29 protein-coding genes and 3 pseudogenes are annotated in these 14,395 nt (G+C 49.4%); 13 read left to right on the plus strand and 19 right to left on the minus strand.

Annotated elements, in window-relative coordinates; translation table 11 throughout:
• Window positions 1-313: 313 nt before the first annotated feature.
• The 3 genes from IPL71_RS21235 to IPL71_RS21245 form a co-directional block, all read right to left on the minus strand.
• On the minus strand, window positions 314-484 hold the full coding sequence (locus IPL71_RS21235; protein WP_345325107.1) for a hypothetical protein: 171 nt from the start codon (window positions 482-484) through the stop codon (window positions 314-316).
• The gene (locus IPL71_RS21240; RefSeq protein ID WP_345325108.1) at window positions 485-1,078 is read right to left on the minus strand and encodes a LysM peptidoglycan-binding domain-containing protein; all 594 of its coding nucleotides are present in this window, start codon (window positions 1,076-1,078) and stop codon (window positions 485-487) included.
• 146 nt (window positions 1,079-1,224) lie between these two features.
• The gene (locus IPL71_RS21245; RefSeq protein ID WP_345325110.1) at window positions 1,225-1,539 is read right to left on the minus strand and encodes a dihydroneopterin aldolase; all 315 of its coding nucleotides are present in this window, start codon (window positions 1,537-1,539) and stop codon (window positions 1,225-1,227) included.
• 310 nt (window positions 1,540-1,849) lie between these two features.
• Here IPL71_RS21245 and IPL71_RS21250 point away from each other — a divergent pair, with 310 nt between their 5' ends.
• The 9 genes from IPL71_RS21250 (at window position 1,850) to IPL71_RS21290 (ending at window position 5,986) form a co-directional block, all read left to right on the plus strand.
• A complete protein-coding gene (locus IPL71_RS21250; RefSeq protein ID WP_345325111.1) occupies window positions 1,850-2,545 on the plus strand; it encodes a PAS domain-containing protein in 696 nt (231 codons plus the stop codon).
• A 7-nt stretch (window positions 2,546-2,552) separates the two neighbouring features.
• Entirely contained in the window at window positions 2,553-3,041 is a 489-nt protein-coding gene (locus IPL71_RS21255; RefSeq protein WP_345325113.1) for a PAS domain S-box protein, read from the plus strand.
• On the plus strand, window positions 3,025-3,762 hold the full coding sequence (locus IPL71_RS21260) for a PAS domain-containing protein (RefSeq protein WP_345325114.1): 738 nt from the start codon (window positions 3,025-3,027) through the stop codon (window positions 3,760-3,762). Before IPL71_RS21255 ends, IPL71_RS21260 begins: the two co-directional genes overlap by 17 nt.
• A 472-nt stretch (window positions 3,763-4,234) precedes the next feature.
• Window positions 4,235-4,498: a hypothetical protein gene (locus tag IPL71_RS21265; protein WP_345325116.1), complete on the plus strand. Its 264-nt coding sequence runs from the start codon at window positions 4,235-4,237 to the stop codon at window positions 4,496-4,498.
• A 4-nt stretch (window positions 4,499-4,502) separates the two neighbouring features.
• Complete coding sequence (locus IPL71_RS21270; protein WP_345325118.1) at window positions 4,503-4,640, plus strand: hypothetical protein; 138 nt, start codon at window positions 4,503-4,505, stop codon at window positions 4,638-4,640.
• 71 nt (window positions 4,641-4,711) lie between these two features.
• Complete coding sequence (locus IPL71_RS21275; protein WP_345325120.1) at window positions 4,712-4,900, plus strand: hypothetical protein; 189 nt, start codon at window positions 4,712-4,714, stop codon at window positions 4,898-4,900.
• Between the two features lie 265 nt (window positions 4,901-5,165).
• Window positions 5,166-5,537, plus strand: a complete 372-nt coding sequence (locus tag IPL71_RS21280) for a hypothetical protein (RefSeq protein ID WP_345325246.1) — start codon at window positions 5,166-5,168, stop codon at window positions 5,535-5,537.
• Complete coding sequence (locus IPL71_RS21285; protein ID WP_345325242.1) at window positions 5,434-5,853, plus strand: HD-GYP domain-containing protein; 420 nt, start codon at window positions 5,434-5,436, stop codon at window positions 5,851-5,853. The genes IPL71_RS21280 and IPL71_RS21285 overlap by 104 nt, the downstream gene beginning before the upstream one ends.
• Complete coding sequence (locus tag IPL71_RS21290) at window positions 5,750-5,986, plus strand: hypothetical protein (RefSeq protein ID WP_345325122.1); 237 nt, start codon at window positions 5,750-5,752, stop codon at window positions 5,984-5,986. The genes IPL71_RS21285 and IPL71_RS21290 overlap by 104 nt, the downstream gene beginning before the upstream one ends.
• A 65-nt stretch (window positions 5,987-6,051) precedes the next feature.
• Here IPL71_RS21290 and IPL71_RS21295 read toward each other — a convergent pair whose 3' ends face one another.
• From IPL71_RS21295 to IPL71_RS21315, 5 genes are all read right to left on the minus strand, one after another.
• Complete coding sequence (locus IPL71_RS21295; RefSeq protein ID WP_345325124.1) at window positions 6,052-6,321, minus strand: hypothetical protein; 270 nt, start codon at window positions 6,319-6,321, stop codon at window positions 6,052-6,054.
• 8 nt (window positions 6,322-6,329) lie between these two features.
• Complete coding sequence (locus IPL71_RS21300; protein WP_345325126.1) at window positions 6,330-6,572, minus strand: histidine kinase dimerization/phospho-acceptor domain-containing protein; 243 nt, start codon at window positions 6,570-6,572, stop codon at window positions 6,330-6,332.
• A gap of 58 nt (window positions 6,573-6,630) precedes the next feature.
• The gene (locus IPL71_RS21305; protein ID WP_345325127.1) at window positions 6,631-6,783 is read right to left on the minus strand and encodes a UPF0175 family protein; all 153 of its coding nucleotides are present in this window, start codon (window positions 6,781-6,783) and stop codon (window positions 6,631-6,633) included.
• Window positions 6,784-6,901: 118 nt separating this feature from the next.
• On the minus strand, window positions 6,902-7,339 hold the full coding sequence (locus tag IPL71_RS21310) for a DUF2721 domain-containing protein (RefSeq protein WP_345325129.1): 438 nt from the start codon (window positions 7,337-7,339) through the stop codon (window positions 6,902-6,904).
• A gap of 88 nt (window positions 7,340-7,427) precedes the next feature.
• The gene (locus tag IPL71_RS21315; protein ID WP_345325131.1) at window positions 7,428-7,802 is read right to left on the minus strand and encodes a hypothetical protein; all 375 of its coding nucleotides are present in this window, start codon (window positions 7,800-7,802) and stop codon (window positions 7,428-7,430) included.
• A 277-nt stretch (window positions 7,803-8,079) separates the two neighbouring features.
• On the opposite strand from IPL71_RS21315, the gene IPL71_RS21320 reads away from it, so the two are divergent.
• The 4 genes from IPL71_RS21320 to IPL71_RS26220 all read left to right on the plus strand — a co-directional run bounded on the left by IPL71_RS21320 (window position 8,080) and on the right by IPL71_RS26220 (window position 9,185).
• Window positions 8,080-8,223, plus strand: coding sequence for a hypothetical protein (locus tag IPL71_RS21320; RefSeq protein WP_345325133.1), 144 nt, complete (start codon window positions 8,080-8,082; stop codon window positions 8,221-8,223).
• Window positions 8,224-8,363: 140 nt separating this feature from the next.
• A complete protein-coding gene (locus IPL71_RS21325; RefSeq protein ID WP_345325135.1) occupies window positions 8,364-8,633 on the plus strand; it encodes a DUF2087 domain-containing protein in 270 nt (89 codons plus the stop codon).
• Window positions 8,630-8,848: an ArsR/SmtB family transcription factor gene (locus tag IPL71_RS21330; protein WP_345325136.1), complete on the plus strand. Its 219-nt coding sequence runs from the start codon at window positions 8,630-8,632 to the stop codon at window positions 8,846-8,848. The genes IPL71_RS21325 and IPL71_RS21330 overlap by 4 nt, the downstream gene beginning before the upstream one ends.
• Entirely contained in the window at window positions 8,745-9,185 is a 441-nt protein-coding gene (locus IPL71_RS26220) for a DUF2087 domain-containing protein (protein WP_514130836.1), read from the plus strand. The genes IPL71_RS21330 and IPL71_RS26220 overlap by 104 nt, the downstream gene beginning before the upstream one ends.
• Window positions 9,186-9,217: 32 nt before the next feature.
• Here the strand turns inward: IPL71_RS26220 and IPL71_RS21340 are convergent, their stop codons facing one another.
• The 11 genes and pseudogenes from IPL71_RS21340 to IPL71_RS21390 all read right to left on the minus strand — a co-directional run bounded on the left by IPL71_RS21340 (window position 9,218) and on the right by IPL71_RS21390 (window position 14,257).
• Window positions 9,218-9,349, minus strand: coding sequence for a hypothetical protein (locus IPL71_RS21340; RefSeq protein ID WP_345325140.1), 132 nt, complete (start codon window positions 9,347-9,349; stop codon window positions 9,218-9,220).
• Window positions 9,350-9,367: 18 nt separating this feature from the next.
• Window positions 9,368-10,382: pseudogene (locus tag IPL71_RS21345) on the minus strand (DUF711 family protein); the annotation flags it as partial.
• A 34-nt stretch (window positions 10,383-10,416) separates the two neighbouring features.
• Complete coding sequence (locus IPL71_RS21350; RefSeq protein ID WP_345325144.1) at window positions 10,417-11,043, minus strand: GIY-YIG domain-containing protein; 627 nt, start codon at window positions 11,041-11,043, stop codon at window positions 10,417-10,419.
• A gap of 9 nt (window positions 11,044-11,052) precedes the next feature.
• A complete protein-coding gene (locus IPL71_RS21355) occupies window positions 11,053-11,835 on the minus strand; it encodes a TrmH family RNA methyltransferase (RefSeq protein WP_345325145.1) in 783 nt (260 codons plus the stop codon).
• Window positions 11,836-11,946: 111 nt separating this feature from the next.
• Window positions 11,947-12,206: pseudogene (locus tag IPL71_RS21360) on the minus strand (macro domain-containing protein).
• Window positions 12,106-12,408, minus strand: a complete 303-nt coding sequence (locus tag IPL71_RS21365) for a macro domain-containing protein (RefSeq protein WP_345325248.1) — start codon at window positions 12,406-12,408, stop codon at window positions 12,106-12,108. The pseudogene IPL71_RS21360 and the gene IPL71_RS21365 overlap by 101 nt, the downstream one beginning before the upstream one ends.
• A gap of 57 nt (window positions 12,409-12,465) precedes the next feature.
• The gene (gene rplT / locus IPL71_RS21370; RefSeq protein ID WP_345325147.1) at window positions 12,466-12,807 is read right to left on the minus strand and encodes a 50S ribosomal protein L20; all 342 of its coding nucleotides are present in this window, start codon (window positions 12,805-12,807) and stop codon (window positions 12,466-12,468) included.
• 97 nt (window positions 12,808-12,904) lie between these two features.
• Window positions 12,905-13,135, minus strand: coding sequence for a large ribosomal subunit protein bL35 (locus tag IPL71_RS21375; RefSeq protein ID WP_345325149.1), 231 nt, complete (start codon window positions 13,133-13,135; stop codon window positions 12,905-12,907).
• 37 nt (window positions 13,136-13,172) lie between these two features.
• Entirely contained in the window at window positions 13,173-13,610 is a 438-nt protein-coding gene (gene infC / locus IPL71_RS21380; protein ID WP_345325151.1) for a translation initiation factor IF-3, read from the minus strand.
• Window positions 13,611-13,619: 9 nt separating this feature from the next.
• Window positions 13,620-13,711 (minus strand): annotated as a pseudogene (locus IPL71_RS26225) (translation initiation factor IF-3); the annotation flags it as partial.
• A 219-nt stretch (window positions 13,712-13,930) separates the two neighbouring features.
• Window positions 13,931-14,257, minus strand: coding sequence for a hypothetical protein (locus IPL71_RS21390; protein ID WP_345325155.1), 327 nt, complete (start codon window positions 14,255-14,257; stop codon window positions 13,931-13,933).
• Between the last annotated feature and the right edge of the window lie 138 nt (window positions 14,258-14,395).

A 14,395-nucleotide genomic window follows, 5' to 3' on the forward strand; every position in this document is an offset into this window, starting at 1 on the left:
TACAAAATAAAACGGGAGGTTTTGGAAGGAGTATTCATAAAACACATTTTACCCGCAATCACATGACACATAATAAAACACGTCCACAAGACTCGCGGACGTGTTTTATTAATTAACTCAAGGTTGTCACCATGCCAAGAAATCCAAGACCTTTGCCACAGATTTCGCGGAGTTTTAATGGCTTTTTCTGTGTCCTCGCGTCTCTGCGGTAGAATTTTTATGGGTGGCAACTTGCGTTAATTATCACCTCAACTTTTGCACAACCACCTTGTTATCGTAGAAAATAATCGAATGATCTGAACCATCACCGAGATTAAATTGGCCGGTGAATTTCATTCCGCCCACCCAGGCCACGTAGGTGTACCAGCCAGGCAGGGATCTTAACCGTCATCGAATCGTTGACCGGATATTCATGAATGACGTTAATGCCGTCTCTGGTGGTGCCTTGCAATGAAACATAAATATCGGAACTGGTGTTGGGCAATTAATTTAACTTTCCCGACCGGGCTGCCATACGGAACCTTGCCATACGCGGATAATAGGGATAAGTCCCGCCGGATGTGGGGATATAAATGACCTGTCCCACATACAGCAAATTGATATTTTGAATATACGGGTTGAGTGCCCATAACTCATTCACACTCACCCCATATCGAGCGGCGATCGCAGAAAACGTATCACCGACCTGCACCGTATAAGTACCGCCATAACTGACGGGCGAATTATAGTAATTGTATGTGTTGTAATAATTATTAACCACCGCCGGCACGGGCGTGGCAGGCACGGGTGTAGCAGGCACTGGCGTAACTGGCGCAGGCGTAACCGAAGTTCCATAATTGCTTCCGGGCACGGTCAACACCTGGCCGACAGAAACTGTCGAACTGATGCCGGGGTTGGCAGCCATGATCGCAGCGACAGTGGTACCGCAGGTCGCGGCGATCGACGCGAGGGTCTCGCCCTGCCCCACCGTGTACGCCCCGCCGCACACGCCGCCAGCCTGCACAACGAGCGGAGCCGACAACAGGGAAAGAGCGAACAGAAACAAGACAGAGACTTGAACAAAAATTTTATGTGACATGGTTCTTTCTCCTTAACACTAGTAACATGATAAGACAAAAAGAAATGAATGGCAATCATCAATCAGTACTGGATGTAAACCACGCATCCCATCCAACCCGATGCCTGCCCGGAAAAACAAAAGAATTTTTTCAAGCTGATAGTTTTTCAGTCTGCGCGGCTGCGTTCGATCTCCACGCCCACCGATCTGGCGAAGCGCACCGCCCCAGGCTTCTCCACGCGGACAATCGTTTTCGTCACGCCGTTTTCCTGCAAACAAATTTCTGCAAGATCATTGGCCAGCGCTTCCACTGTTAGACTTGAGGCGGTCTCGGCATGAGACTGAATTTTCTTCGCCAGCGCGCTGTAATCCACACAGTAGGCAATGTCATCGGTCTGCGCGGCGCGGGTGATGTCACTGAAAACAGTTACGTTGATCAGAATATCCTGCGGCGTGAACTCGCTCCCAATCTCGAATTCCAATAATGCCGCGCACAAGCAGGTCTTTGATAAAAGTTTTATCCATGCAGGCTCCTGTAAATTTTTCGGGTTCGCAAAATAGACCGGGAAACTCCGTCAGCGCTGAAAAGGATTGAGAGCAGCACTCGGGCTTGAGGTCCGCTTGATGCGGGGTCTTCCTTCCATCCCCAAAATTGTATCATCGCGGAAGACTGCAATTAGTGTCGGTGTTTTAGGTATAAACGTCAGTGGTAAATCAACAATAATTATGTCACAATAAGTTGTATTCCCAAATTGAAAGGATTTGAGATGTATATTTCGTTCGGAGGTTTTCATGCGCAGGCCAAATCAGAACAATCCCTTAGGGAAGAGGGCGCCCCATCAACAATTATGGGAAAGCGAACATCAGGTCAGGCAAATGATCGAAGCACTGCCCGTGGCAATTGTTGTCTCTTCGGGGGTTGACGAGCGCGTTGAATCGATTAATAACAGATTTACCGAGTTGTTCGGCTACACAACAGAAGACATGCCGAATGTGGCAAGTTGGTGGCCGCTGGCCTATCCCGATGAAACATATAGGGAGGAGATCAAAGCACGCTGGAAGGCAAAGGTCGAACGATCCCATGGCCGGGTTGAAGCCATGGAGGCAAGTGTTGTTTGCAAGGACGGCACACGCCGTTATGTTGAGTTCCGTCTTTCATCCATCGGCAAAAAACATCTGATCACCTTTATTGATCTGACCGAGCGCAAGCAGGTCGAAGAGACATTACACGAACGCGAGAGACATTCACAGTCATTGCTTCAACTCTCCAGAAATCTTGAACGCGCGCAAACCTACGGCGAAGTACTGCAAGCTGCACGCGAAGAAGTGCAGGACATTATTGGGTATCAAAATCTATGGGTTTATCTGTTGACCGAAGACAGGCAATATTTCAAGGCGCTGCTTGCCAGCGGACCTCAGGAAAAAGCAGTGATTGATAACGAAGTTGGGCAGACATTTGGGAACGATCGGCACCGGGAGTTTTGGTGATGAGGGCGTGCGTCCGCCGACGGCCATGGAGAGCGATTATCTCAAAGCGCTGGCAAGTCACGTGGCGGCCGCGCTCGATCGTCTGCGCCTGTTTACAGAGCGTAAACAGGCCGGGCAGGCGCTGCATGAAAGCGAGGAAAAATTCCGCGCTGTGATCGAACAATCAGCGGAAGGAATCATACTGGTTGATGAACAGGGCAGCGTGATCGAGTGGAATCAAGCCTATGAGAAAATGACCGGCCTCGCGCGCAAAGATGTGATCGGGAAACCGTTCTGGGATATTGTGTCGGAACTCACGGCCGCTGAGCGGAAAACACCTCAACGCCGTGAATATCTTAAATCAGCCATTCTTGAGGCTTTAAAGACCGGCGAGTCTCCCATGTTTACGCAGCCGATGGAAGTGGAGATCAACGCTCAACAGAACAGGGAAAAGCATTATCTTCAGCAGACCGTTTTCCCGGTCAAAACAGAGGCGGGCTTTGCATCGCATCTCTGACATGATGTTACTGAAAAAAATTTGGGAAGAGGCGCTGCAAAAAAGCGAAGAGAAATACCGCACTCTCTATCAAGAATCCTTTGACGGGCTTTTCATCACAACCCCTTCAGGGAAGATCCTCGACATGAATCGAAAAGGGGTTGAGATGTTCGGTTATGACTCAATGGAAGAGATGCAGTCTCTTAATCTCGCAACAGATGTTTACGCCCGCCCGGAAGACCGGCAGCGCATCCTCAAGCTGGTCAATAGTGGTAACAGTGCAGAATATGAGGTGGAGGTCAAAAGAAAGAACCGGGAGACCATGATCACCCATTGTTCTCTCACAGCCGTCAAGGATGAAACGGGCACGATCTCATCCTACCGGGGCATCATCCGCGATATCACCGAGAAAAAACGCGCCGAGGAAGAACGCCGGGCTTATCTGCGCTTCCTGAAAAACATGGACCGCGTCAACCGCGCTATTCAGGCAACGAACGATCTTCAGCAAACGATGAGCGATGTTCTGGATGTCCTGCTTTCGATCTTTGAGTGCGACCGCGCATGGCTGGCCTATCCATGTGACCCGGAGACTGCGACATGGCAGGTGCCGATGGAACGCACCCGGCCTGAATATCCCGGCGTGCTTCCGCTGGGCATCGAACTTCCAATGGAACCGGCCGGTGCCAATATATATCGCATCTTTAAGAAATACAGATGGACCGGTAAAATTTGGAGCGGGTGAGGAATACCCGGTTCCACTGGAAATGGAAAAAGGATCCAACGTTCAATCTATAATTACCATGGCTTTTTATCCAAAGATCGGCAAACCCTGGTCGTTTGGCTTACATCAATGTTCCCGTCCACGCATCTGGAATCAGGAGGAGGAAAGACTCTTTCTGGGAAATCAGCAGACGACTGAGTGATGCACTCACCAGTCTGTTGGCCTATCGTGATCTGCAGGAAAGCGAAGAGCGCTATCGTCGTCTCGTGGAACTCTCCCTGATGCGATCGGTATTCACAGCCAGGGATTGGTCGTCTTTACCAATCCAGCCAATGTGCAACTGATGGGCGCAAAAAGTGAAGCGGAAATACTCGGCAGACCCACCAGGATTTCATACATCCAGATTCACGTCTGCTCGCTCAAAAGCGCATCCACGATATGCTGACAACAATATGCCGGTCCCGTTTGTAGAGGAAAAATTTTCTCAGGCTGGATGGCACATCTGTTGATGTGGAGTGGCGGCTGTCCCGTTTCAATATCAGGACGACAGTCCATTCAGATCATTGCGCGGGACATTACAGAACGCAAAAATATGAACGCGAACAGAAAGCCATCCTCACAGTTAGTGCGGCCTTGCGTCAGGCAGTTACCAGGAGCTGAAATTCTAAATGTGATTCTCGATCAATTGGTGGAACTCTTCAAAGCAGATGGGGTCATGCTGGTGCTGCCCAATCCGCAGACCGGCGGTTTTCATTAACGAAATGGGACGCGCATTGTTGCCAGAAAGAATGGCCGGCCTGCACATTCCGCCGGGGCAGGGCGTGCGCAACTGGGTGATCACAAATCAAAAGCCCTACTTAAATAACAGCGCAGAAAGCGACACCTCTTTACCCGCCTGACCTGCTCGGTGAAAGTCCCCACTGCCCTGCATCTGTCCCCCTGATGCACAGGAACGTGCCATCGGCGCATTATGGATCGCCCGCAAGATCGATCTGGCAGACCAGACCTGCGTCTGCTGGCCGCTAATGCCGATATCGCCGCCAATGCGATCCACCGCATCATCCTCCATGAACAAACTGAGATGCAGCTGCATCATCTGATCGCCCTGCATCAGATCGATCTTGCCATCAGCAGCAATCCGACTCAAATGTCACATTGAATGTGATCCTCAACAACGTAAAGAACGAACTTGAAATGATGCTGCCGGTATCCTCTATTGAATCGTCCATCCGCACACGCTCGATTACGCCGCCGGAATTGGATTCAAAACCCGCAACATTGAACACACACGTCAAAATTGGGGAAGGATGCGCAGGAACAGTCGCCCTGGAATATCGAACCGTATCCGCCCCCGACCTGAAACTGGCACCTGGTATTTTCAGCCGCTCCTCGCTGTTGGCTGATGAAACATTTACCGCACACCTGTGCCACCGCTGGTGGTCAAGGGACAAATTAAAGGCGTGCTTGAACTTTTCCATCGGAGCGCATTTGATCCCGACCCCGAGTGGATCAACTACTTTGAAACCCTCGCCACACAAGCCGCCATCGCAATTGAAAGCGCATCCCTGCTTGAAAATTTACAACGCTCCAACGCCGAACTCAAACTCGCCTACGACGCCACCATCGAAGGCTGGTCACCAGCTCGACCTGCGCGACCGGGAAACAGAAGGTCACACGCAACGCGTCACAAAAATGGCTTTGGAATTGGCCGAAAAATGGGAATGGACGATACGGAAAAACAGAACCTCTGGCGTGGCTCGCTGCTCCATGATATCGGGAAAAATGGGAGTCCCTGATCCGATCCTGCTCAAAAACAGTCCGCTTACACAAAGCGAATGGGAGATCATGCGAATGCACCTACATACGCGCATCAAATGCTTTCCCAATTTCATATTTAAAAATGCGCTGGAAATTTCCTACTGTCATCATGAAAAATGGGATGGCAGCGGCTACCCGCGCGGACTCAAAGGTGAAGAATATCCCGCTTTCCGCCCGCTTATTCAGCGTAGTGGATGTCTTCGACGCACTCACATCCGACCGTCCCTACCGCGCTGCGTGGCCGCGAGAAGAGGTTTATCGTTACATTCAGGAACAGGCTGGTCAACATTTTGATCCACAGGATTGCAAACGATATTCCTCGAAGCCCGGGGATACAAACTGCAATAACATACACTGTTTAACAAAACAACGCCCCTCATGTGATGAGGGGCATTGTGTTTGTTTATCACGCCTTTCTTGGCAGTGAAAAACTTAATAACAATCCGTCTTCGGTTTCCTGCGGCTCGTCCATTTGACCGCCGTGTAATTTGATCAACGCCGAACAGATAAACCCCAGCATCGCAGAATCCATTTCAGATTTATCACGTGCTTTCTTCCCGGCGCTTTGAATATTAATCTTGAACTCTTGCGATCATCATCTTTGGCCGAAAGCGACATCGCCCCTTCCGTCACGCGGACAGCGGCATAGGTCAACAAATTGGAGACCACCTGCCGCAGGCGGATTTCATCCACGCTGGCAATTCGGGAGTAGCGATCAGAATATTGGGCGTCAGGGGCAGCCCGGGATTCTTTATCACCCATTGCCTGGGTCATCTTTTGATCAGGCCAGCGATTTTATTTTCTTGCAGAAGAGTGATATCTCCGTTATTCAAATGTGCCATTTCCACCAGATTATTGAGCAGAATCAACATCCGCTGGCTGCCGTTGAAAGCGGTGGTCAGGTCCGTTTTTTGCATCTCATTGATCGGCCCGTCCATGCCTTTGATCACAATCTTGGTAAACCCAATAATGGCATTAAGCGGAGTCTTCAAATCATGAGAAGCCCAGGACAAAAACTCATCAAGATTTACAAGGCCCCGTTTCCTGATAAATTCCAGGCCAACGCTTCAATCACCTTGAATCTTCAGCCAGTTCCCCGGCCTGTTCTTCATTCAGTCTATGCCGTTGATAAAGGCGGATCGCAAGTTCCTTCTTTGCCTCCTGAGGAGTCAATTTTGCGGCCTGTAATAATTCAGTTGGGATTTCAATAATGGTTTTGTCCATAAAGTTTTTGCCTTATCAAAGAGATGAATAATTTCACGAGAGTATAGCATAGCCGGATGGCAATAAGGATGTTTTCAACATCCGCTGGAAATAGCGAGCTTATTTTTGCAAGTATTTATTAACGATCATACAATTCAACCTTGAACGCAGTAAGCGAACGATTAATATCCGTTATAAAAGCCAGCAATGATCCGATCAACGAAAGCAGACAGGCCACAAACAGAGCGCTGATCAGCCAGGCATCCTCCAGTTTGAACAAAGCCGTAATAAACAGGGCGATGATCAAACAAGCCGCGCACAACAAACTTGTGGACGCCATCAAAATGGACAAGCGGATCAAACGTGCCTGCACCCACAGGATATCGATCTGGGCAAGAACACGCTTCTGGACGCGCCCCGAAACTGTTTCAGACACAGCAAGCAGAGTCCGGGCCCGCTCGATCACCCGCGACAGACGATTGGTCATACTCAATAAAAGCAAGCCAACGCCTGAGATCAAGATCACAGGTCCGATGGCGATCTGTAATACGGGAATTAATTCTTGAATGGAAGTCATTGTATATCTCCTCGATAAATTAAATACAAGCTGCTCTTTGTATCACTAATATGACACAAAGAGCAGGAACATTAATCCCTACAACAGGTTACATTTTTCGTAAGTGTGGGTTTCTAGGATTTTTTTGTAAAATCTCGCGCCTCAAGATTCCGCCCGCTGACCCACGCCCCCACCATGGTGGCAATACACGAAAGCAAAAACTCAAGAGTACAGCGGTTTCAAATCTTCCCTGCGTTAGCACATCAAGCAGCAGTACATCAAAGGAAGCCACACTCGCGCGAAAAGAATCAGGGATACAAAATTCCAGCAGGCCGCCAAATACCGCGCCAAATAACATTCCCGTATAGGCGCCAATGCTCACACCGCCGGTTCGCCCCGCCGTGCGGACGGTAAGAGCGCCGGTCAATGCACCGGTCAACGAACCAAGGATCGCTCCGGCAATTGCGCCAAACCGGAATCCCATCCAAACTTGCGCTTATGGCGCCTGTTGCAGCCCCAAGGATCACCCCGCCCAAAAATCCCAAGCCGGCGCCGAAAATACTGCTCTTTAAGTAAAGTTGTTTATTTTCCAAAGTGACATCTCTTTTCTTTAAGGATATGAATGAGTATATTTTACTAACTCGCTCAGCGCAATGCCAATCGAAACCCCGCAGCACAGACTCATAATCCTCTTGACACAAGCTGGACTCCTGCATAAAATTCATTTCGATAATCATCAAATTAGATTTACGGAAGAAGAAATGAATACAAACCCCGAAATGCTTGATTATATAAAAGCAATCTCCAACCCAGACCGCCTGCGGATCATCGGCCTGCTTACACAGGAATCCGCCACCCGCCCAGAAATTGCCGAACGGCTCAACCTTTCGGCAAAGGATCTTTAAATCACCTTGCGTTTCTCGAATACGTGGGAGCCGTCACCCAAACGAATGGAGTCTTTACCTCGACAATGAAAAGCTTGCGCTGATCGAGAAAGATAAACTGGCAAAGATACGTTCAAGCTACACCCCGCCTGATGACCTGGATGAAAAATCAAAAGAGTGCTAAAGCCCACCTCAACGCTAATGGCAGCATCAAGCAGATCCCCGCCCAGCCAAAATTGCAGGTCATCTTAAATTATCTGGTCCAATTCTTTGAGTACGATACCAATTACACAGAGAAGGAAGTTAACACCATCTTGCGGCGTTTCAACGAAGATACAGCCGGTCTGCGCCGTGACCTGGTGGAGGCAAAACTTCTGGCTCGCATCAGCGACGGTTCGCGCTACTGGCGCGTGAACACGGGTGAAAAATGAGCGATGAAGTCGTCACCTTCTTCAAGGCTCTCGCAGATGCGAATCGGCTCAAGATCATCGGGCTGCTGGCGCAGCAGCCCTACAGCGTGGAAGAACTCGCTGCACTGCTTAATCTCAAACCGTCCACGGTTTCCACATCATCTTGCCAAACTTGCACAGATCGGACTGGTCAGCGCAAAGACAGAAAGTTATTACAACGTCTATCAACTCGATGAAAAAGCACTGCAAAGCAAATCGAAAAATCTTTTCTCGCAGGAAAACCTCGCCGCATCCGTTGTAGATGTAAATGCCAATGCCTATGATCAAAAAGTTATTGCAGACTATTCACGTAAAGACGGCAGTCTGAAAACCATCCCGGCCCAGCGCAAAAAACTGGAAGCAGTTCTGCGATATGTAGTGCAGGCTTTTGAGATCAATAAAAAATATAGTGAGAAAAAGGTAAATGAAATACTGAGCCGGTACCATGAAGACACAGCCAGCTTACGGCGTGAATTAGTTGGGTATGGATTAATGAAACGCGAAGGCGGAGGTGGGGATTACTGGCGCGAATAAGAAAAACGCTGACCTTTGGTCAGCGTTTTTCTTTACGCAAAACTTTCATTGCCGCCCAACGGCATATTCAGCGGCTCAGAATCGAGAGCCATCACGCGGCTGTTGGCAAAGAAGGTGAAGTCAAATTCAGTGGCGTCCCCTGCCTTTTTACCGGGAACAGGCATTAGCCGCGCAGTGAGCGGCTTGTCCAGTCGCATCGCCAGCGCGGATAGATCCAGCAGCAGCGGTGCCATCTGTTCGGCGGTCGTATCTCCCGCCAGTGGAACTGTATCCAGTCCGGTGCCGCACACCGCAGAATAAAGCAGAGCATCTTTTATCGTTAAGGTTCCTTCGGCCGCGCGCTGCGAGGACAGAATCTTCAAGCACCGGTTGCATAAATCCGCTGAAACCCGTGTGAGGAAAATCAGCACGGTCAACGGCTTCGGTCAAAATTGCAGCGGCAGCCAGCGAACCATGCAACCCAATTTTCGGAACGCCCAAATTTTCCACAGCGCGGCCAAGTGAATGCGCATCATCGGGAAAAGGCGCGAATGAAAAATCAATGCCAACAAATTTTTTATAAGGCAGCGCAGTATTTGCGATCTGGGCAATCGCCTGTCCATGCTTCTCAATTTCAGAGATCAACCTGCGCCGTCCATCATCCAACGTCCGGTTTTCAGTAAACGCATTCACTGCCAGATCAGCCGCCTCGGTTGCGATCGCAAACGCAGGCACATCGCCATCATGATACGCTGCCGGAAAAAACGGCGCGCCCGCTCGCACATTCGCCAGCGCTGCAAATCGCAAATTGGAAAATCCATCCGCTGTGATCGTGGATGCGCGCTGCATGATCTTCGCGCAAGCCTTGATCGCCTGAAGTGAAATGCCGTTCTTCTTATCTGCCATCACGCCGCCGAAGAAAATATTTTCACTTGCGGATATGGCTTCGGGGATGACTTCATAACTCTGCGGAAATTCGATCAACGCCGGACCCAGCGCCGCATACGCAACTCCGATCTGCTTCAACATCTCAGACATTTTCTGCGCGAAAAGCGGAGTCTCTTCGAGCCTGCCATGCAGCAGCACCGGAAACGGAATCGTCGCCAGACGGGTCGTCTGCACTTCATATCCCGCCGCCTCATAAGTGGATTTGGCCTGCGCTAGGAAATCACCTGCCTTGCGCAAGGCATTCTCATCAAGCGGATATTTCGGATTCAAAAAAATAAGTGATTGAACGGATTTTCATAATATCTCACCCAAAGGATTTAAGTTTTTCAAGGTCAGCTTCAACAAGCTGTGTCTTATAAAGTTCATTCGTCAGCCAAAGTCCGCTCTCACGGATTTTCTCTCTTGGTGATTGCAAACCCAGCCACCCCGCAGAAGGTTTACACTCTTCGCATCTTGAGATCGTTGAAATGATCTTCGACTCAAGTTCAAGGCGGTCTGTCTTTTCTTTCACCTCGATCACACCGAGTTGAAAATGTTTTTGAATATATTCGGTTACTTTATTTTCAACTTCTGCTAATCGTTTGAGATCAATATTTACATTTTTCTCTTTGGCATCCACGGTAAACGGATCCAACTCCCATTGCTTCAAAAACAAATCAGATTCACGCTGCAACAAGGCGCTGCCGATCATTTTACGAAAGCTGCTGCGGTCTTTGCTATCCTGCATAAAATGATTACGCAAACGCAAACGTAAATGGTCATCTCCCGTATGCGTTCCCACGCGGACAATTCTTTTTGTCCCGTGAGCCGTCTCTCCATCTTCAAATAAAACATAGATGCCATTCTTCGGCAGCTTTGAAGGATTAAAAGGGAATTGGACCGCCTGTTTCGAAGAAAATAATAAATGTACCTGACTGCATAACTTGCCCATAATTCCTCTTTAACTATTTTTAGATTGTCTTTGTCGTATCACTTCAAACATTAATATACTTCCAGCCACACCTGCATTTAGTGATTCTGCCTGTCCCGGCATTGGGATGCTGATCTTTCCGTGAGCCAGTCTGCGCGCCTGCTCACTCGCGCCATCCGCTTCCCCACCGATGACCAGCGCAACCGGCTGACTCAAGTTAATATCCCAACACGATTGACCGTCCATGTCTGCGATAAAAACCTGCAAACCTGCCGTCTTTATAATTTGATGTATCTCATCCCAGGTTAAAGAATGGATCGGCAAATTAAAGTGTGCTCCCATCCCCGAGCGGACCACCTTCGGCGCAAACGCATCCGCAGTTTCAGGCGGAAGCAGCACAGCCTGCACACCTGTCGCAGCCGCGGTGCGCAGCAAAGTTCCCAAGTTACCCGGGTCACGGATTTGATCTGGAATGAGAATAAAGTTTGGGGAGTTGGGAATCGGGAGTTGGAATTCGTTGAGGACAGCCAGGATTCCCTGTGGAGACTCTGTATCACTCAATGACTTCATCAAACTCGTGGAAACTTCCTCAACATCCACGCCGCGTGACTTTAAGGTTTCGACCTGCGACCTTCCTCTTTCATTCAGCGTCTCATCAAACAGCACAAATCGCATCGGCCAGTTTGCATTGGCCGCTTCTTCCACAAGGCGGATTCCTTCCGCGAGAAATGCGCCCGCATCACGGCGTTCTTTTGCACGTCCCTGCAAAGCGCGGATTAATTTTAGTTTTGGGTTCTGGTTGGATGTGATCATGGGGAAAGGATGAATGATGAAGTTAACTGTCCCATACTTTTAGGAAAGGCTGAATGGTGGCATCATCAAATAAAACAATACGAACATTTTTCAGGGTTGAATCTTGTGTATCTATAAAATATTTTTCAATGGCAGAAAAATGATCTTCGCCGCACGGTCTTTTGGAAAACCAAATATTCCGGTTGAAATGGCTGGCATGGAAATAGATGCACACTTCAACTCGCTTGCTACGCGCAAGGAACCAGTAACAGCATCTGCAAGTTTTTATCCTCATCCCCATCGCCCCAAACCGGCCCCACAGCGTGGATAATGTATTTCGCAGGCAGTGCCCCGCCCGAAGTCCACGCTGGATGCGCGTGAAACGAGACCATGTTTCTTAATCCACTTGTCGCTCTCCGTCTGGATCACATCCCCGCCGCGGCGCACAATCGCCCAAGCCACACCGCCGCCATGCTGTAGATATTCATTGGCCGCGTTGACAATGGAATCCACCTCTTCAATGGTGATATCACCTTGAACAATTTGCAGGGTTTGGCCTGTTGATAGATTACGTTCAACCAAAATGGTATTCATGCATTTATTTTACCCCCTTAAAAAATTGGCCGGGATTTTCATCCCGGCCAATTTCATTTATTTTGTTTTTGCCACAACCGCGGCGAAAGCCTGCGGATTGCGAATTGCGATATCGGACAACATCTTGCGATTGAGTTCGATATTTGCCTTCTTGAGGGCAGACACCAACTTGCTGTAGGTGGTGCCGTTCAAGCGGGCGGCCGCATTGATACGGGCGATCCATAACTTGCGCAGATCGCGTTTGCGAACGCGGCGATCACGTGTGGCGTACCACAGGCTCTTGAGCATGGCTTCGTTCGCACGTCTGAATAACAAGTGCTTGGAACCGCGCTGGCCCTTTGTGATCTTTAAAACTTTTTTGTGACGAAGATGTCCTTGCGGACCACCTTTTACGCGCATATCTTATACCTCCTGCAAACCCGCGAGCGTCGGTGAGTTACACCAGTTGCATACAACGAAAGCCGCAAATAAAAATTGACGATGACCGGAATAAATCTTATTCCATGTTTGGCGCGAGGCGCTTGATACGTTTGATGAACTTACGACCCTTCACTACGATCATTTCGCTCAATAACGCTTTGGTACGGTCTGAAGTACGACGGCGTAAATGGCTCTTGCCGCCCTTGGTTCGCACGAGTGTGCCCGAACCAGTTAAACGAAATCTTTTGGATGTCGCTTTGTGAGTCTTCAGCTTGATTTTGCCTGATTTCTTTGCTTTGCGAGGCATTGCTAATTCACTCCTTTCAGAAAATTAACCACGGGATTTAACCACACCCGCAGACGATCAACCTGTTTGAAACTTTACTACGCTTGAGGAGCCGCTTCGCTCTTAACTTCGGCCTGCTCGCTCTTTCCTTCTTCTTGGCCGCCACTTTGGCAGGGACCAAAACCACAAGCATGGTGCGGCCTTCCATCTGCGGCGGCACTTCAACCACAGCCACATCCACAAGGTCCTGAACGATCTCGCGCAGATCTTCAAGCGCGATCTCAGGGTAATCCATTTCGCGGCCGCGGAACTTGATCGTGACGCGCACTTTGTGTCCCTGATTCAGCCAGCGGCGTGCATCATCCACTTTGAAACCGCGGTGAGCACCGTTGGTCTTGGGACGCAGACGGATTTCCTTGATCTCAATCTTGGTCTGAGTCTTTTTGGCTTCGCGTTCCTTCTTTGCCTTTTCGTAAATGAACTTACCAAAATCCATTACACGGCAAACAGGCGGTGTGGCTCGGGAGAAACCTCCACAAGATCCATATCGGCATCGCGGGCAATTTGCAAAGCCTGGCGAATCGGCACGACGCCCACATTACCACCATCTGGGCCGATCAGGCGAACTTCCGCGACGCGGATGCCCTCATTTACTCGAAATTCGTTGGCGCTGATATGCTACTCCTCATTATCTATGAAACAAATCCAGCCATTTAGCGGCTGGTTTTTAGCGGACGAATAATACCATGCTCAACGGCGAATCGTCAATGAAATGTGATTTTTCAAGCAGGGATATCTCCCCCATTTTGGTTCAAGCTACCTCGCAGAGTCAACCATTGGCAAGAAGACCGTGCGGTATAAGGCCTCATGCTCATCAATATGTGAGAAGAGCATCACCACCAATGAATTACCGCGAAAATCTGCCATGGCAATATCCACCGGACGGCCGTTTGAAGTGGCTGTGTAGAGGGTCCAGATTAAGCCGTTTGCCTCATGTTTGCCAACATCCAAAGGAGCCGAGTTCAGTCCGCGGTAACCAGGCTCCCAGCGAAAACCAACTTTAACTCTCTGCGCTGAGTCTCGCACGGAGAATGCCGATCTGAGTGATGTCCAATGCAGAACTTCCACGGAAGAAAAAGCCATCGCCAATGTTATACCAATCCTCCGGGTGCTGTAACAGAAACGCCCATCACCTTTTCAGTTTGCAGAGAAATCTCAGGTCACCCGTATAGGGGCACAGGGAAATTGACCTGTTTCAAACGGCTCATGTATCCACGGTCA

It is taken from the genome of Candidatus Villigracilis proximus (assembly GCF_016717045.1).
Lineage (GTDB): Bacteria > Chloroflexota > Anaerolineae > Anaerolineales > Villigracilaceae > Villigracilis > Villigracilis proximus.

Coding starts and splice junctions, on each gene's coding strand:
- IPL71_RS21240 (WP_345325108.1), bottom strand. CDS start 1,078: ATGTCACATAAAATTTTTGTTCAAGTCTCTGTCTTGTTTCTGTTCGCT.
- IPL71_RS21250 (WP_345325111.1), top strand. CDS start 1,850: ATGCGCAGGCCAAATCAGAACAATCCCTTAGGGAAGAGGGCGCCCCAT.
- IPL71_RS21265 (WP_345325116.1), top strand. CDS start 4,235: ATGGCACATCTGTTGATGTGGAGTGGCGGCTGTCCCGTTTCAATATCA.
- IPL71_RS21270 (WP_345325118.1), top strand. CDS start 4,503: ATGGGACGCGCATTGTTGCCAGAAAGAATGGCCGGCCTGCACATTCCG.
- IPL71_RS21275 (WP_345325120.1), top strand. CDS start 4,712: ATGGATCGCCCGCAAGATCGATCTGGCAGACCAGACCTGCGTCTGCTG.
- IPL71_RS21285 (WP_345325242.1), top strand. CDS start 5,434: ATGGCTTTGGAATTGGCCGAAAAATGGGAATGGACGATACGGAAAAAC.
- IPL71_RS21295 (WP_345325124.1), bottom strand. CDS start 6,321: ATGGGTGATAAAGAATCCCGGGCTGCCCCTGACGCCCAATATTCTGAT.
- IPL71_RS21305 (WP_345325127.1), bottom strand. CDS start 6,783: ATGGACAAAACCATTATTGAAATCCCAACTGAATTATTACAGGCCGCA.
- IPL71_RS21310 (WP_345325129.1), bottom strand. CDS start 7,339: ATGACTTCCATTCAAGAATTAATTCCCGTATTACAGATCGCCATCGGA.
- IPL71_RS21315 (WP_345325131.1), bottom strand. CDS start 7,802: ATGGGATTCCGGTTTGGCGCAATTGCCGGAGCGATCCTTGGTTCGTTG.
- IPL71_RS21320 (WP_345325133.1), top strand. CDS start 8,080: ATGAATACAAACCCCGAAATGCTTGATTATATAAAAGCAATCTCCAAC.
- IPL71_RS21325 (WP_345325135.1), top strand. CDS start 8,364: ATGAAAAATCAAAAGAGTGCTAAAGCCCACCTCAACGCTAATGGCAGC.
- IPL71_RS21330 (WP_345325136.1), top strand. CDS start 8,630: ATGAGCGATGAAGTCGTCACCTTCTTCAAGGCTCTCGCAGATGCGAAT.
- IPL71_RS21340 (WP_345325140.1), bottom strand. CDS start 9,349: ATGCCTGTTCCCGGTAAAAAGGCAGGGGACGCCACTGAATTTGACTTC.
- IPL71_RS21350 (WP_345325144.1), bottom strand. CDS start 11,043: ATGGGCAAGTTATGCAGTCAGGTACATTTATTATTTTCTTCGAAACAG.
- IPL71_RS21355 (WP_345325145.1), bottom strand. CDS start 11,835: ATGATCACATCCAACCAGAACCCAAAACTAAAATTAATCCGCGCTTTG.
- IPL71_RS21365 (WP_345325248.1), bottom strand. CDS start 12,408: ATGAATACCATTTTGGTTGAACGTAATCTATCAACAGGCCAAACCCTG.
- rplT (WP_345325147.1), bottom strand. CDS start 12,807: ATGCGCGTAAAAGGTGGTCCGCAAGGACATCTTCGTCACAAAAAAGTT.
- IPL71_RS21375 (WP_345325149.1), bottom strand. CDS start 13,135: ATGCCTCGCAAAGCAAAGAAATCAGGCAAAATCAAGCTGAAGACTCAC.
- infC (WP_345325151.1), bottom strand. CDS start 13,610: ATGGATTTTGGTAAGTTCATTTACGAAAAGGCAAAGAAGGAACGCGAA.
- IPL71_RS21390 (WP_345325155.1), bottom strand. CDS start 14,257: ATGGCTTTTTCTTCCGTGGAAGTTCTGCATTGGACATCACTCAGATCG.